We start from the raw sequence: 15,288 nt of genomic DNA, 5'->3' as shown, positions 1-15,288 counted from the left end.
GGGGATTATGAGAGATTTTATTTTTTTTAACCCTGTTAAAGTATACTTTGGTAAAAAATGTATGAAATACTTTGGAAATGAGGCTAAAAAACACGGTAAAAAGGCTTTACTTGTTTACGGCAAAGGCTCTATAAAAAAGAATGGTGCATACCACGATATAGTTAACTCTCTTGAAAAAGCAGAGATAGAGTTTGTTGAATTTTCAGGCGTAAGGCCAAACCCTGTGCTTTCCCATACAAAAGAGGGTATTGAGTTGGCAAAAAAAGAAAAGGTTGATTTTATAATTGCAGCAGGGGGTGGAAGTGTTATTGACGAATCAAAGGCAATTGCCGCTGGTGCAGTTGTTGATTTTGATGTCTGGAATTTTTATACAGGTGAGAAAACTCCTGAAAAGGCATTGCCTTTAATTACTGTTTTAACTTTGCCTGCGACTGCATCTGAAATGAATATGGGATCAGTAATCACAAACGAAGAAAACGGCCTTAAACTCTCAACAGGTGCAGAGGTTTTATATCCAAAGGCATCTTTTCTAAATCCCAATTACACAATGACCTTGCCTGAAGAGCAGATAGTTTACGGCACTGTTGATGCCATTTCCCACATAGTTGAGCCATACTTTAACCATACTGCTGAATACAATATCCTTTCTTTGAATGTTGCAGATGGGGTATTGAAATCTTTAAAGGAAAATTGCGAGAATATTTTAAATGAGCCAAATAATTACAATTTCAGGGCAAATCATATGTGGTCTGTAACTGTTGCATTTAATGGATTGATTAGAACAGGTCTTGGAAGAAGTGAATTTCCAAACCATGCAATAGAGCACGCAATAAGCGGATTATTCCCTGATGTTGCCCACGGTGCAGGGCTTGCAGTTGTAATGCCTGCATGGATGAGGTTTGTTAAAGAAGAAAAAGAAGAGTTGTTAAAAAGGTTTGGGCAAAACCTGTTTAAACTTGAAAATCATAAACCTGATCATACAATAGAAGCATTCAAAAACTGGCTAAAATCAATCGGTGCACCTGTTAGTTTAGGTGAAATAGGGATAAAAGAGAATGATATTGAAAAAATTGCAGAAAAAGCCTATGAAGTAATGCAATTCTGGGCAATGGATACAGATAAGTACTCAAAAGAAAATATAGAAAAAATCCTTACCTTTGCACTTTAACAATTAACAATTGATTTATTTATGTAATTTTTTTAATTTTTTAACTTTAATTTTTAAAGTTCGTATTTTACAATTTTTTTGTATAAAGCCGATTAGTAAGGAGTTGTTTATGAAAAAGTTTTTTGTTTTGTTTCTGATAATGAGTTTTATTTTTGTGTCCTGCGGTAAAAAAGAATCTGTTAAAACTAAATTGCCGCAAAACAAAAAAGTGTCAGAATTTAAGGAGATGGGAAATCTAAAATGGTTTACAGAACAAAGCTTTGACAAAGCTTTAGAAAAAGCAAAGAAGGAAAATAGAAAGCTTTTTGTTGTTTTTGCAAGTAAAATGTGTGGAGGCTGCGAATTATTAAAGTATAAGGTTTTTATGAGAGATGATTTTAAATTTGTTTTAAAAGACCTAATCCCTGTTTATGTTGAAGAAACGACAGATTTAGGTAAAGAGTTATTTGAAAAGTATAAGGTAACAAAAGTTCCAACTTTAATAGTCTTTGATTCAAATGGCAAAAGAATAATTTCCACCTTGGGAGTGCAGTTAGATATTGATTTTTATAAATCCTGGCTCTCAAAGGCTGGGGTTTTTATTTCAAAAGATAATATTTTAAACCTTGTAAAAAACAATAGGGTTAGTTTTGAAGATGCTTATTATTTTGCCAATTCTTTAAGGGTTTCGGATTTAGATTTATCTGTTAAGGTTTTTAATGAGATTTTTAAAAATTTAGATACCAAAAATCTGAAATTGAAAACCAAAGCATTGCTAAGTTTTATTTCAGCACTTAAAAATCGTTATAGAAAGAATACTAAAAATAAACAAGAAATAATGACTTTTTATAGAGAGATTAAATCATTTGCTGAAACACTTCCCGATAGATATGAGAATCTTGTTCTTATTGATTTATTTGATTTGTCTAACCAATACAAAGGTAAAGTTGATAATGCGGATAAACTTTTTTCCGATTTTTCATTAAAAATATTGCTGGAAAAATATCCCAATCAACTTGCCAATGCTTTAAAAATTCTTTATGCAAATGGTGAAAAGAAAAGGGTTTTTGAGACTTTAGAAAGATTAGAAAATGTTGTACCAAAAGATTTATCCAAAGTTGAATGTAGTCATCAAATTAATTCTGTTGCTTTTATATACTGTAAATTGGGATTGTTGGCTAAAAACGAGAAAAAAATTGAAGATGTAAAAGAAATAGGGATAAAGCTTATTGATTTTGATTCCAGAATAAAAAAGATGTTTAAAACAAAACAGTCTTTGATTGGCCCGATTATAATTTATTATTGTCAACAAATAGGTTGTATTGAGAATGAGTGTTTAACTTTTTTTAAGCAAAGATTAAAAGAGTGTGATTTAGCCTACAAAAAAATTGTCTATGGAGAAAGAAGCTATCTGGAAGTAAAAGTTTATTCAAAATTGGTAATTAGTTTTCTTTTGAAAGAAAATAGAATAGATGATTCAAAACATTTTATAGATTTTGTGTTAAATAAATTAAGCCTTGTAAAAAAGATGAAAAAGAATACTATTGCAGATTTTATAAATAATATGTGCTGGAATTTTGTGGAGGCAAAGTATTCAGACGATTACTTAATATCCCTTTGTCAGAAGGCAATCTCTTATGATAACCATCCCCTTTACCTTGATACTCTTGCCAATTTGTATTTTTTAAAAGGTGAAAGAAACAAGGCTATTGAAACTGAAAAACAGGCAATTGATTTGCTTAAAAAGGCAAAGAATATAAAGGAAATGAGAAAGCAGGCATATTTAAAGGATATGGAAAAAACATTAAAAAAATTTGAGGGGAAAAAATAGAGAAGATTGTAAAAAAGGGGCAAAAGCCCCTTTTTTTATTTTGAGATTCTTATTCCCCTTAATCTATTGATTGCAGCCATTATTTCGTATTTTCTTGCAAGTGCTAAATTCCCGCTTTTGTATTTAACAAAGCCGTCTTTTTCTATTTTGCTTAAAATGTGTTCAATTTTGTCAACTGTTGGATTTTCTGTTTTATCCATATAAAGAAACCTTAATACAAGGCCAATAAATTCAGTCTGGTTTGCTTCGGCAATCTGTTCAACAAGGTTTAAATCTATACTGCTTTTCCCGAATTGAATTGAGTTTTTCCCCTTTGAAGCAATCTTTTCCCTTTTCCCCTTTTGGGGGGAGGGAAGGGTAATAACCCTTTTTTTTATCTCAATATTTGCTTTTTTGTTAAACCTATTTCTGTGTTTTACAGCATTGTCTGTAACATCGTATGGCAAATATTCATCCATTAAAATTACTCTGTCGGCAACATCAAAGTAATCTCCGCTTCCCCCTGTAATAATGATTGTTGAGATACCGTAATCTTTGTAAAGGGATTTTGCAACATCAATATAGGGGGTAATTGGCTCTTTTTTTACTATTTCCCTTATTTTTTCATCCCTGATTAAAAAGTTTGTTGCTGATGTGTCTTCGTCAATTAAAAAGAGTTCTGCCCCACACTCAATAGCCTCAACAATATTTGCCGCCATTGATGTTGAACCGCTTGCATTTTCTGTTGAAAAGTTTTTTGTATCCTTTTTAAATGGAAGGTCTTTTATAAAAAATGAAATGTCAACACCTTCAATGTTTCTGCCGTCTTCTGCCCTTATTTTTACAGCATTTTCAACTGTTGCAACAAGTTCTCTTCCATCCTCGGGGATGTGCCCGTAAATCCCCCTTTCAATTGCCTTTAAAAGGGTTGATTTCCCGTGAAATCCCCCGCCTGTAATAACGGTTACTCCCTCAGGTATTCCCATACCGTGTATCTTTCCATAGTTAGGCAAATCAAACTCAACCAAAAGGCTTTCAGGTGATTTAAAGGGAATGATAGTTGTCTTGTTTAATTCAGGCGGTCTCTCGTCAATACCGCTTCTCCTTGGCAAAATGCTTCCGTTTGGGATAAATGCAACAAGTCTTTTTTCTTTTAATGATTTTTTAATAAAGCAGTAATCCCCATACACTTTTATATGCTTTAGCAGATTGTTGTAAGTTGTGTCGTCAAAATGTGTGGAATAGTAAACAATGTCAACAATCTCTTTAAAAAACATTTCCTCAGCAATCTTTCCTAAAACACTTCTCCCCCTTGCAGGTAGGCCTGCGTAAAACCTGAATTCAAGGGCTTTATTTTCAGTATCTATTACAGCGGAACTTCTTTCTAATATTTCCTGACCGCACTTTTGGATTGATATTATTCCGCTGTTTCCTGTGCCCCTCAAGCCCCTGCTTAACCTTTTGCAGTTTTTATCAAACAACCTTGTTAAAAAATCGCAGGTTGCTATTCTTCTTTCCTTTGTTTTATAGGTATCTTCTGTTAACTGGGTGTTGTTTAATTTTATAGTTGCAATCAGGCTTGAAGGGGACGCAAAGGGGTCTCCCTGTACATGGGTTATCTCAAGGGTAAAGTTTGTAAATTCATAAATTCCTTTAATGTCTTTGTAAGCCTTGTATCCTCTTCCGTTTATTCTTCTTAAAATTTCTTTTAATCTATTTGAATTTGCCATATCACTCTCCTTTTTTTAGTCTTTATAATTATACTCTATTTATTACATTTTTTTCTTGTTTAAGATAGGTTATAATTTTAGCGATATGGAGAATGTAAAAAATCAAAGTATTTACAAGAGGATTTTTAAGAAGTTTGTTTATTCAATTCTTGAAGTTGATAAGGTGTGCGGGTTTTTAGGCAAGGATGTTGTTGTCGGGGTGTCTGGTGGGCTTGATAGCCTGTCCCTCTATACATTTTTGAAGGAATACTATAAGTTGAGAAAATTTGAAGGAAGGGTTTACGGGGTGAATGTTGTTTTAGGGAAGGGTGATTTAAAGCCGGTTAGGTTTGACGATGTTATAAATATTTTTCCTGAAAGAAAAGACTTTGATAACTTTAATTGCAGTTTGTGTGCAAGGTTGAGAAAGATAGAGGTTTTTAAGTTTTGTGAGGGAAGAGGGATAAAATTTGTTGCCTTTGGCCATATTGCAAACGATTATGCAGAAAATTTTATCTGGAATGCTTTGTATCATAAAAGGTTGGAATCAATGCCTTTGTGTCGCAATTACTTTAACGGGAAATTCTTTGTTGTAAGGCCTTTTGCCTTTGTTTTTAAAAAGGATATTTTAAGGTATGCAAATTTAATGGTTTTAAAGGATATTGAAATAAAGTGTGAGTTAAAAAACAGGGTAAGGCAGGATGTGAGAGAGTTCTTAAACAAAATGGAGACCGACGAGGTAAGTGTGTACAAGAATTTACTTGAAATAATTAAAGAAAATAAGTTTTACGGAGAGTAAATTACCGTTTACTAATTGTTCATTTTATGGTATCTTTTTTACTGCTTGATTGTTCTTTGTAAACTTTAAGGAGAGGTGACCGAGTGGACGAAGGTGCACGACTGGAAATCGTGTGTACCGCAAGGTACCGCGGGTTCGAATCCCGCCCTCTCCGCCATTTTTATACGGAATACTTTACGGGGGTCTGGTCCTGTGCAACGGCGGTATCCGAACCGTGTCAGGCCCTGACGGGAGCAGCACTAAGGATATTTGCCGTGTGCCGCAGGTAACCAGACTCCCGCAAAGTATTTCATAAAAGGATGAATATGAGTTACAGCGTTATTGCAAGGAAATGGAGACCTGCCACCTTTGATGAAGTTATAGGCCAGGAAGCGGTAATTCAAACGCTGAAAAACTCCATTGCTGAAGGAAGAATCCACCACTCACTTATTTTTTCAGGTTTAAGGGGAACGGGGAAAACCTCAACTGCAAGGATTTATGCTAAGGCTTTGAATTGCAAAAACGGTCCAACTGTTGAACCCTGCCTTGAATGTGATGCCTGCAAAGAGATTGCAGAGGGAAGAGATATTGATGTAATGGAGATAGATGCAGCGTCAAACAAAGGGGTGGATGATATAAGGAATTTAAAAGAGATTGTTCAATACCCGCCTATTAGAGATAGGTACAGGGTTTTTATAATTGATGAAGTTCACATGCTTTCAACTCATGCTTTTAACGCTCTTTTAAAAACAATTGAAGAGCCGCCTTCCTATGTGGTTTTTATACTTGCAACAACTGAACCTCATAAGATCCCAGCAACAATCCGTTCAAGGTGTCAGATTTTTGAGTTTAAGAAAATCCCCCCTGTTCAAATTATCAGGCATTTAAAGGATATTTGCGACAAAGAGGGTATTGACATTGAAGAAAGTGCTTTAAAGTTGATTGTAGACGCCTCAGAAGGAAGTATGAGAGATGCTCAAAGCCTTCTTGACCAGATTGTTTCTTTTTCAGGTGGAAAGATAACGGAGGAAGATGTTTCAATTGTTCTTGGGGTTCCTGATTCAACAGTATTTTTCAAAATATTTAAAGCAATTGTAAACGATGATAGAAAGTCTATTGTTGACATTCTTGATAAATTAGAGGAGAGAAATACAGATTTTGTTAAGTTTGTTTTAAGGCTTGGAGAATTTTTTAACAACCTTTTACATGCTATTGTTAATAATGACAAAGACTTTTTCCCTGAAGAATTAAAGGAGAAAAAATTTTCAGTTGAGGATGTAATTAGATATCTTAATGTTATCCTTCAAAATGAAAGGTTTGTAAGGGAATCCTTTAATCCTCGTATAGCAGTAGAACTATTGCTGTTTAAAATGGTTTTTGCTTCAAAGGTTATGCCAATTTCAGAGTTGATTTCAAAAAAAAAACTAATAAATAAAACCACTACAAAAACTGAAAGTGAAAAATTGCAAAATTTAAATTTAGATGAAAACCAATTGAAAGAAAATCATTCAGATAAAGGTGATGATATTTTAAATTTTGTAAGAAAGAGTTTCGAAGATTTTGAAGAAATAGCCCCTATTTTAAGAAAAGCTAAACTTGATTTAGAGGGAGATATAATAACCGTTAACCTTCACCCTTTGCCAAATTCAGTGAAAGAGTTAATAGAAAACAAGGTTTTTAAATCAATTGAGGGAAATGCTCATATTAAATTTCAAAAAAGGATAAAGTTGAATCTTGAGATATCAGGGGGGAACAATAACCCCGTGTCAGAAAGTGAAAAAATTGCAAATCATCCTCTTGTAAAGAAAATATTGGAGGAGTTTGAGGGAAGGATTGAAAGAATAATTAAATAAATGGAGGAATTATGGCAGATATTAATTTTTTAATGAAACAGGCAAAAAAAATGCAACAGATGTTGCAGAAGAAACTTGAAGAGTTGAGGGTAGAGGCAACAAGTGGAGGTGGTGCTGTTAAGGTTGTGTTGAACGGGCATAAAGAGGTATTGTCTTTAAAGATTGAGGATGATTCAATTATTGAAGACAAAGAGATGCTTGAAGATTTGATTGTTGCAGCTTTATCAGAGGGTTATAGAAAGGTTGATGAAGAGGTTGAATCATCAATGAAGGGATTAGGTGGATTAGGATTCCCCGGGCTATTTTAGTCTTTTTATTTTTTCATATAAAAAAAGGGGGCTTTTATAGCCCCCTTTTTATTTTCTCAAACCCTTCAATTTAGTTTACAAGGTCTTTAAGCTTTTTGCCAGGTTTAAATCTAACAACCTTTTTAGCTGGGATGGTAATTTCTTTTCCAGTCTGAGGGTTTCTTCCCTTTCTTGCTGCTCTTTCAACAACTTCAAAAGTTCCAAAACCAACGAGAGATACTTTGTCCCCATTTTTCAAAGTATCGCCAATAGCACTGATAACACCATCAACAGCTTCAGCAGCTTTGACTTTTGAGAGACCAGTTTTCTCGGCAACAGCATTTACTAAATCAGTTTTGTTCATAAAAGCCTCCTTCATTATTTCACAAGTTTCCTTGTGAGATTTAAACATGTAATTACGGGTTAATATTATTAGCAAACTCCTTTACTGTCAAGAAAAAATTTATTTTTTTCATCTTAAATTAATCTCCAAGAGACAATTCATTTTTTATAAGAGTATAATTATATGTTTTTCCGTCAAAATTATAAACAAAAATTTGGGTATTTTTATTTTTTTTAACAATTTTATCAGGGTATCCCAATGCAGTGATTAGCTGTAATTTATGCATCCCGTCCATAATCTCTCCATGTTTTGCATATTCCCAGTAATAATCGTATACTTTTGGGGTTTTTGATATAGGATTATAGGCAAGGAAATGAGATTTAAAAAAGCTAAGTGCAGAGTTTACATCTTGAATATCCCCAATCATTAACACTTTGTAAACAACAAGGTTATTTCCTTTTAATAGGTTAAAATTGACACTTTTTATTCCAGTTGATGGGTCTACTGATATATCTACGCTATCAACCTTGAATTTTGTTAAATTTAAAATCTTTTTGGATATCCCATTCTCATCTACAGTGATATTTCCTATGCTCCACAATGTCTCTCCCTTTAATGTTTTAGAAAGGATATATGATGCCATGTGTTCTTCAAGTAAATTATCACTTCTCAGTTTGTGCCATTTTCTCGTTCTTTTATTATAAGCAGTTAAATCAACGGAGATGCATATTTCATTTTTTTCAATTTTTGCGGTGATTTCAATTTTTTCTTTTTTCCACTTAGGCTTTTTCCTGAAATCATCAACTGGAGTGCCTATCAACAACTTTTTTTTGTTTCTTTTTTTAACTTTAAATAATCTCTCCCCTTTGATTGTTTTTGTTGCTTTATCAATATTAAAGGTCTCGACCCTGTATAATTTCTGAGAGTAATCTTTTAATTCATTTGCAATGCTTTTAAAAAGTGCAGGTGAGGGGTTATCTACTTTTATGCATATTGTTTCTGCAAAAATAGCATTTACAAACAGTAGAGTTAATACAACTAAAATCGTTTTTCTCATTTACTTCTCCTTTTTAATCAATTCCTTCATCTCTCTTACAGCTTTATCAAGCCCTACAAATATTGCTCTCGCTATAATTGCATGCCCTATATTTAACTCTTCAATTTCAGGAATTTGTGCGATTGGTTTTACATTTCTATAGTTTAACCCGTGGCCTGCTGCAACCTTCAATCCTGATTTTGCTGCAAACCTTGCTGCATTTTTGATTTTCTCAAGTTCTAATTCTCTTTCCCTTTCGTCTTCAGTTTCTGCATATTTACCTGTATTAATTTCAATTATATCTGCATTTAGTTTTATACACCTTTTAATCTGTTCATTATCTGGGTCAACAAAAATAGAAATCTTTATGTTATGTGATTTATATTCAGGAATAAGGGTTTTTAAAACAGACTGGTGAAGGATTACATCAAGGCCTCCTTCAGTTGTTACTTCTTCCTTTTTTTCAGGTACCAATGTTACGCTATAAGGTTTGATTTTGCAGGCAATTTCAAACATTTCAGTGGTGGTTGCCATTTCAATGTTCAGCCTTGTTTTAATGAATTTTGAGAGCAATTCAACATCTCTCTCTTTAATGTGTCTTCTATCTCCCCTTAAGTGCACAGTTATTCCATCCGCTCCTGCAAGCTCGGCAATTACAGCAGCATAAACAGGGTCTGGTATATCTATTTTTCTTGCTTCCCTCACTGTGGCAATATGATCAATATTAACGCCTAATTTAGTCATTTTTACCTCCAATATTATTTAAAAAAGTTTTTTATTATTTTTTGTGCTTCATTTACTCTATCTTCAGCCTGACATTCGATGAGAATCCTCAACAGGTTTTCAGTTCCCGAATATCTCGGAAAAATCCTGCCTTTATCTCCCAGTATTATTTCACATTTTTCCATTAATTTTTTAAAGCCTTTTATTTGTTCAAAAGGTTTTTTTTCTTTTACAGGGATATTTATTACTTTCTGGGGAAATAATCTGTATTTTTTAGTTAAATCATTAATGTCTATTTTAAAAGTATTGAGAAGTTCAAGTATTTTAAGGTAAACAGCAAAGCTGTCTCCTGTTGAGTTTAAATCAGTTAAGATTATATGCCCTGATGTTTCCCCTCCCAATTTGGCATTTGTTTCATTCATTTTTTCTTTTACAAACCTATCACCAACCTTTGTCCTGTAAAATTCTATTTTTCTCTCTTTGCAGAAAGATTCAACAGCCATATTTGTCATTACAGTTCCCACAAGTTTATCTAAATTCAGTTTATCAGCTAAAAACATAAGGATTATATCCCCATTGATTATATTTCCATTTAAGTCTTTTCCCATAATTCTGTCACCGTCACCGTCAAAGGCAAAACTTTCTTTTTTAATAAAATCAGGTTGTGCAGCTCCACATTTTAGGTTTATGTTTTTTCCATCAGGGTTGGTGTTGTATGGATTAAGTTTAATGTTTAGAGTTTTTTGTGCAAGTTCTATGAAAAGGGAAGTTGCCCCGTTTGCGCAATCAACAGGGTAGGTTTTTATTATTTTGCTTAAATCTATTTTGTTTTTTATATGGGAAAGGTATGTTTTTACAATTTTTTCCTCAATAAATAGTATGTTTTTTATTTTTTCAGATAGTTTTATTTCTCCTAAAAAGTTATAAAATTCTTTTGTAATTTCATTTTCTACTTCATCGCTAATTTTTTCGCCTTTATAGTTAAAAAATTTAATTCCGTTATCAGTGTAAGGGTTGTGAGAGGCTGTTATCATAACACCACCGTCAAAAGAGTCTGATGTGCAGAAAGACAAAACAGGTGTCGGTATGCAACCTAAATTTACAGGTTTCCCCCCTGCATTTTCTATTCCTGAGATTAAAGAGTTTGCTATCCATAGTGAGGACTCTCTCGTGTCCCAGCCTATAGCAATATTTTTATAGCCGGTTATTTTTACAAAAAGGTATCCTAATTTGTAAATATTTTCAGGGGTAATAGGGAATTCTCCTGCCTTTCCCCTGATTCCGTCTGTACCAAAGATTTTTTTCATTTAAAAACCCTGACATTAACAAGTGATGGTATTGTTTTGAATTTTACATTTTCCTTTATTTGTTCGCTGTTTGCACCTACATAGTCTACCTGCGGAGTCAGAATATAGTCTTTTTCATTTGGTTTAAGATTTTTGCAGTCAACGAAAACCTTTATATTTTTTCTTAAAACCATATCAACAAATTTCTTACTCCCTTTAACCTGAACCGCTACTTTTTTAGGGTTTATCCATACAGTATGTTTCCCTATGTTTGCCAGTGTCACTGTAATATTTCTAAATAATTTAACTCTGTCTTTTTCCCCGATAATAACTTTAACTTTAATGTTAGGCTCAGATAGCAATTTTAAAAAGTTTGAATTTAGAATAACCACTGTGCTTGTTTCGAAAGTTTTCATTTTGTCGCTAATATCAATAACCTCTGTTTTAAAGTATTGAATTTTTCCTAACACTGATTGGGGTCCTTCAACTTTCACAGTAGGAGGTGAGAGTATTATTTTTTTTACTTCAAGGTCATCTGGTAAATCTCCCACAAGGTTTGCTTTTATGGGGACAAGCCTTGTAACCTTTCTTTCAATTTTAAACTGTATTGTATTTGGAATAATGTTAACTACTTTAACTCCATTAGGTTTATGAACAAGATCCTCGGTTAAAGGAATTGAGTGAAGTCCGAATTTTTTATTTTTTAAATCTATTGTTATATAAACATCTTCAGATTTAATTTTTTTGATAATTGTCTCGGGGCCTCTCAATTGTACGGTAATTTCATACAAAACATCTCTGGTTAAAATCATATTGTCTGAAGTATTTTCAAAGTAAATAGGAGCTGTGAAGTTTTTTTCAATAATCTTTGGAGTTTTTTGTCCGCTTATGTATGCCCACATTGTAAAGGCTATAATTAACGAGATTACTTTTAAAAACCAGTCTGACTCAAAAATTTTTATTTTTTTCATTTTTTAAACGCTTCCTTAATTTTTCCCAGTAAATTCTTTTTAGAACCTTTTTTATTTTCCATTTCTAAAAGCCCTATTAAATGGTTTTTCATACCTTCAAAAGATTTATCTTTGTAATGCATAATAGTACCGTTTTTAGCAAAAGAGATTTTTCCAGTTTCTTCAGAAATAATAATAGCTATTGCGTCTGTTTCTTCTGTAATTCCTATCCCTGCTCTATGTCTTGTTCCAAAGTGAGGCGGCAAATGTGGGTTTGAAGATAGAGGTAGAAGGCATGATGCCGCTGCAATTCTTCCTTTTGAGATAATTATTGCCCCATCGTGTAATGCTGTTTTAGGCTCAAAAATATTTATAATAAGGTCAAATGAGATTTTTGCGTCAATTGTTATACCAGTTTCAATATACTGTCCCAATCCCTGTCCCCTTTCAATAACAATTAAACCACCTTTTTTTTCCTTTGAAAGCATATTTGCTGCTTTTAAAATTTGTTCTATTATATGCTCTTCTATACTTTCGTGATTTTTTATAAAAGAGTAGGTACCCATCCTGGCGAGAATCTTTCTTATTTCATATTGAAAAAGAACTATTACCGCAATTGGTAAAAAGCTGATTGTTGAATCAATCACAGTCTTTAATGTGTTTAAATGAAAAACACCAGAGAGAAAACTTGCAAAGAATAGTAAGGCAATGCCTGCAATCATTTGCATTGCCCTTGTCCCTTTTATAAGGACAAGGAGTTTATAGATGATATAAGCAAGAATAACGATGTCTATAATATCAGTAATTGTAGGAATCCTTATTGCTTCAATGTTTAAAATTTCCATAAAACCTCTGAAATAAAAAGTATATCCATAGAAATTTTAACAAATTAAAACATATTCTTTAAAAAAAAATTGCAAATTCAAATTACCTGTATATATTCTTATTTGTGCATAGAAACTTTTATGGTATAAATACCTTTTGGATTTTAAAATATTAGGGGGGGGTAAAATTGGCAAAAAACAGCAAGTACTCACACATTAAAGAATACGCCATAAGTAAGGGGTCAATCTCATTTGATGAATTAAATAGTATGCTTGACCCTGATGCAACAATTGAGGAGATTGATAAATTAATAGGGGATATTAAAGCTGGTGGAGTTGATTTGGTTGATTTTGAAAAGGAAGATGGTGATTATTATGGTACAGGTGAATTAGACGAGGTAGAAGAGAACGAAGAAACTGAAGAAGATATTGAACATAAAACCTTTGCTCCGGGAGAAGTTGACAGGGTAAATGACCCTGTAAGGCTTTACCTCAAGGAAATGGGCAATGTGCCTCTTTTAACAAGGGAAGAGGAAATTTATTATGCAAAAGAAATTGAAGCTGGAATGAAAACTACCTTAAAAGCCCTGTCAAGAATGAGGGTTGTTGTTCCCTACTTGTTAAAATTAGGAGAGTTAATTGAAGAAAAGCCATTCCACCTTAAAGAAGTAATAGGTTTAGACGATGATGCTTTTGGTGAGGATAATGAGGCACTAAATTTTGCTTTGCAGATTTTCAGAAATATTAGAGTAGAGGAAGGTAAACTTCAAAGTTTAATACAAAAGTATAATGATACTGTTGACGAAGAGGAAAGGAAAAAGCTCTTTTCTCAAATTAACAGGCAAAAGGTAAGGGTTTCAAGGGAAATAAGAAAATTAAAATTAAATTTTCACCATATGCACAAACTTATTGAGATGGTAAATGAAACACATAAAGAGCTTCACAACTACAATAGAAGAATAAAAGAGATAAAAGAAAAACTTGAAAAGCCTGCATATGAAAAATTAAGACCTAAGTTGACAAAAGAATTGGTTGAGCTTGAGGGGAAATTAAATAAAAGGTTAAATGAGTTAGGCACAACCCTTGAAATTTTTGATAAAAATTACAAACTTTTAAAAGAGGGGGAAAATAGAACTGAAAAGGCCAAGAATGCTTTAATTGAAGCAAATTTAAGGCTCGTTGTTTCAATTGCTAAAAAGTACACCAATAAAGGTTTGCAGTTTCTTGACTTAATCCAGGAAGGAAATATTGGTTTAATGAAGGCGGTAGAAAAATTTGAATACAGAAGAGGGTATAAGTTTTCCACATATGCAACATGGTGGATTAGGCAGGCTATTACAAGGGCTATTGCAGACCAGGCAAGAACAATAAGGATTCCTGTGCACATGATTGAAACAATTAATAAGGTAATCAGGGTTTCAAGACAACTTGTCCAGGAGCTTGGGAGAGAACCTTCTCCAGAAGAAATTGCTCTAAAAATGGAAATGTCTGTGGACAAAATCAGAAAGATAATGAAAATTGCACAGGACCCAATTTCTCTTGAAACTCCTATTGGTGAAGAGGAAGATTCACATCTTGGAGATTTTATTGAAGATGAAAAGAATGTGTCTCCCATTGATAATGTAATTGATCTTGATCTTAAAAACTCTGTTTTAGAGGTATTAAAAACACTTCCAGAGAGGGAAGCAAAAGTGCTGGAAATGAGGTTTGGTTTAACTGAAGATGGTGAGCACACCCTTGAGGAAGTTGGGCAATTATTTGCAGTAACAAGGGAAAGAATCAGGCAGATTGAATCAAAGGCGTTAAGAAAGCTCAGACATCCATCGAGGAGTAGAAAACTAAAAGCCTTCCTTGAAGGTATGAGGTAATAGTTATTCAGGGTTGAGGATTTAAGGTGTTTTGTATAGATAATCAGTATCAATTTTTAAGATAACACTTTAAATCTTCACCCTTTCTTGTTTCATTAAAATGAAAAACCACCTGTAAGCTGCAATTTTATAATTGGTTACAATCCATATTTTAAGTTGAAAAACTTTTTTCTAATCTTATAATTTAAATAAGGTTTCATTGAAAAAGAAGGGAGGAGATATTTTATGAAAAAGGTAAAAGATGTTTTAAAAAGAAAACCCGTTGATGGGGTGATTACAGTTGAAAGCGGTACAACTATAAGAGATGCAAGTAAAGTAATGGCTGAAAATAAAGTAGGTAGTGTGCTGGTTGTAAAGGGGAAAGATATTAAGGGAATCTTTACCGAAAGGGATGTTTTAGTTAAGGTGTGTGCAGCCGGAGTTGATCCTGATAAAAGTAAAGTGGATGATTTTATGACCAAAGATTTGCTTGTTTGCTCACCAGACGACACAATTGAAGAGGTTTCAAGAATGATAACCGCTGCAAGAAAAAGGCATATCCCTGTGATTGATAAAGGAAAATTGATTGGCCTTATTACCAGTGGTGATATTATGGTTACTGTTTTAGAAGACAGAAAGATTGAAATAGAACACCTGCACAATTATATTCAGGGCAATCTTCAAACCTGATTTTT

14 protein-coding genes, 1 tRNA gene and 1 other RNA gene are annotated in these 15,288 nt (G+C 33.2%); 9 read left to right on the top strand and 7 right to left on the bottom strand.

Annotated features, from left to right (window positions below):
- The first annotated feature begins 7 nt into the window (after nucleotides 1–7).
- Nucleotides 8–1,168, top strand: a complete 1,161-nt coding sequence (locus TTHT_RS05315) for an iron-containing alcohol dehydrogenase (protein WP_201328996.1) — start codon at nucleotides 8–10, stop codon at nucleotides 1,166–1,168.
- Nucleotides 1,169–1,277: 109 nt separating this feature from the next.
- Nucleotides 1,278–2,978: a thioredoxin fold domain-containing protein gene (locus TTHT_RS05310; protein WP_201328995.1), complete on the top strand. Its 1,701-nt coding sequence runs from the start codon at nucleotides 1,278–1,280 to the stop codon at nucleotides 2,976–2,978.
- Nucleotides 2,979–3,013: 35 nt separating this feature from the next.
- On the opposite strand, the gene TTHT_RS05305 is transcribed toward TTHT_RS05310, so the two are convergent.
- Nucleotides 3,014–4,687: an ABC-ATPase domain-containing protein gene (locus TTHT_RS05305; RefSeq protein WP_201328994.1), complete on the bottom strand. Its 1,674-nt coding sequence runs from the start codon at nucleotides 4,685–4,687 to the stop codon at nucleotides 3,014–3,016.
- Between the two features lie 85 nt (nucleotides 4,688–4,772).
- Between TTHT_RS05305 and TTHT_RS05300 the strand changes: the two genes are divergently transcribed.
- The 5 genes from TTHT_RS05300 to TTHT_RS05280 all read left to right on the top strand — a co-directional run bounded on the left by TTHT_RS05300 (nucleotide 4,773) and on the right by TTHT_RS05280 (nucleotide 7,605).
- Complete coding sequence (locus tag TTHT_RS05300) at nucleotides 4,773–5,465, top strand: adenine nucleotide alpha hydrolase family protein (protein WP_201328993.1); 693 nt, start codon at nucleotides 4,773–4,775, stop codon at nucleotides 5,463–5,465.
- Nucleotides 5,466–5,534: 69 nt separating this feature from the next.
- A tRNA-Ser gene (locus TTHT_RS05295) sits at nucleotides 5,535–5,622 on the top strand.
- A gap of 24 nt (nucleotides 5,623–5,646) precedes the next feature.
- Nucleotides 5,647–5,744: signal recognition particle sRNA small type (gene ffs / locus TTHT_RS05290), an RNA gene on the top strand.
- A 26-nt stretch (nucleotides 5,745–5,770) separates the two neighbouring features.
- Nucleotides 5,771–7,297, top strand: a complete 1,527-nt coding sequence (gene dnaX / locus TTHT_RS05285) for a DNA polymerase III subunit gamma/tau (protein ID WP_201328992.1) — start codon at nucleotides 5,771–5,773, stop codon at nucleotides 7,295–7,297.
- Nucleotides 7,298–7,308: 11 nt separating this feature from the next.
- Nucleotides 7,309–7,605: a YbaB/EbfC family nucleoid-associated protein gene (locus TTHT_RS05280; protein ID WP_201328991.1), complete on the top strand. Its 297-nt coding sequence runs from the start codon at nucleotides 7,309–7,311 to the stop codon at nucleotides 7,603–7,605.
- Nucleotides 7,606–7,675: 70 nt separating this feature from the next.
- On the opposite strand, the gene TTHT_RS05275 is transcribed toward TTHT_RS05280, so the two are convergent.
- From TTHT_RS05275 to cdaA, 6 genes are all read right to left on the bottom strand, one after another.
- A complete protein-coding gene (locus TTHT_RS05275) occupies nucleotides 7,676–7,963 on the bottom strand; it encodes an HU family DNA-binding protein (protein ID WP_269089408.1) in 288 nt (95 codons plus the stop codon).
- A 103-nt stretch (nucleotides 7,964–8,066) separates the two neighbouring features.
- Nucleotides 8,067–8,984: a hypothetical protein gene (locus TTHT_RS05270; protein WP_201328989.1), complete on the bottom strand. Its 918-nt coding sequence runs from the start codon at nucleotides 8,982–8,984 to the stop codon at nucleotides 8,067–8,069.
- Nucleotides 8,985–9,707, bottom strand: coding sequence for a pyridoxine 5'-phosphate synthase (locus TTHT_RS05265; protein ID WP_201328988.1), 723 nt, complete (start codon nucleotides 9,705–9,707; stop codon nucleotides 8,985–8,987).
- A 14-nt stretch (nucleotides 9,708–9,721) separates the two neighbouring features.
- Entirely contained in the window at nucleotides 9,722–10,993 is a 1,272-nt protein-coding gene (locus TTHT_RS05260; protein ID WP_201328987.1) for a phosphohexomutase domain-containing protein, read from the bottom strand.
- Entirely contained in the window at nucleotides 10,990–11,943 is a 954-nt protein-coding gene (locus TTHT_RS05255; RefSeq protein ID WP_201328986.1) for a CdaR family protein, read from the bottom strand. The genes TTHT_RS05260 and TTHT_RS05255 overlap by 4 nt, the downstream gene beginning before the upstream one ends.
- The gene (cdaA, locus tag TTHT_RS05250) at nucleotides 11,940–12,767 is read right to left on the bottom strand and encodes a diadenylate cyclase CdaA (protein ID WP_201328985.1); all 828 of its coding nucleotides are present in this window, start codon (nucleotides 12,765–12,767) and stop codon (nucleotides 11,940–11,942) included. The genes TTHT_RS05255 and cdaA overlap by 4 nt, the downstream gene beginning before the upstream one ends.
- Nucleotides 12,768–12,934: 167 nt before the next feature.
- On the opposite strand from cdaA, the gene rpoD reads away from it, so the two are divergent.
- Nucleotides 12,935–14,614 (top strand): RNA polymerase sigma factor RpoD, encoded by a 1,680-nt coding sequence (gene rpoD, locus TTHT_RS10975; protein ID WP_201328984.1) that lies wholly within the window; start codon nucleotides 12,935–12,937, stop codon nucleotides 14,612–14,614.
- 225 nt (nucleotides 14,615–14,839) lie between these two features.
- Nucleotides 14,840–15,283 (top strand): CBS domain-containing protein, encoded by a 444-nt coding sequence (locus TTHT_RS05240; protein ID WP_201328983.1) that lies wholly within the window; start codon nucleotides 14,840–14,842, stop codon nucleotides 15,281–15,283.
- Nucleotides 15,284–15,288: the final 5 nt, after the last annotated feature.

The organism is Thermotomaculum hydrothermale (genome assembly GCF_016592575.1).
GTDB classification, from domain to species: domain Bacteria; phylum Acidobacteriota; class Holophagae; order Thermotomaculales; family Thermotomaculaceae; genus Thermotomaculum; species Thermotomaculum hydrothermale.
Note: the sequence above shows the minus strand (reverse complement) of the source record. Positions and strands in the feature narration are given on the sequence as shown.

Bases quoted from the DNA above. Each gene is read 5' to 3' on its own strand.
- TTHT_RS05315 (WP_201328996.1), top strand. From the start codon at position 8: ATGAGAGATTTTATTTTTTTTAACCCTGTTAAAGTATACTTTGGTAAA.
- TTHT_RS05310 (WP_201328995.1), top strand. From the start codon at position 1,278: ATGAAAAAGTTTTTTGTTTTGTTTCTGATAATGAGTTTTATTTTTGTG.
- TTHT_RS05305 (WP_201328994.1), bottom strand. From the start codon at position 4,687: ATGGCAAATTCAAATAGATTAAAAGAAATTTTAAGAAGAATAAACGGA.
- TTHT_RS05300 (WP_201328993.1), top strand. From the start codon at position 4,773: ATGGAGAATGTAAAAAATCAAAGTATTTACAAGAGGATTTTTAAGAAG.
- dnaX (WP_201328992.1), top strand. From the start codon at position 5,771: ATGAGTTACAGCGTTATTGCAAGGAAATGGAGACCTGCCACCTTTGAT.
- TTHT_RS05280 (WP_201328991.1), top strand. From the start codon at position 7,309: ATGGCAGATATTAATTTTTTAATGAAACAGGCAAAAAAAATGCAACAG.
- TTHT_RS05275 (WP_269089408.1), bottom strand. From the start codon at position 7,963: ATGAAGGAGGCTTTTATGAACAAAACTGATTTAGTAAATGCTGTTGCC.
- TTHT_RS05270 (WP_201328989.1), bottom strand. From the start codon at position 8,984: ATGAGAAAAACGATTTTAGTTGTATTAACTCTACTGTTTGTAAATGCT.
- TTHT_RS05265 (WP_201328988.1), bottom strand. From the start codon at position 9,707: ATGACTAAATTAGGCGTTAATATTGATCATATTGCCACAGTGAGGGAA.
- TTHT_RS05260 (WP_201328987.1), bottom strand. From the start codon at position 10,993: ATGAAAAAAATCTTTGGTACAGACGGAATCAGGGGAAAGGCAGGAGAA.
- TTHT_RS05255 (WP_201328986.1), bottom strand. From the start codon at position 11,943: ATGAAAAAAATAAAAATTTTTGAGTCAGACTGGTTTTTAAAAGTAATC.
- cdaA (WP_201328985.1), bottom strand. From the start codon at position 12,767: ATGGAAATTTTAAACATTGAAGCAATAAGGATTCCTACAATTACTGAT.
- TTHT_RS05240 (WP_201328983.1), top strand. From the start codon at position 14,840: ATGAAAAAGGTAAAAGATGTTTTAAAAAGAAAACCCGTTGATGGGGTG.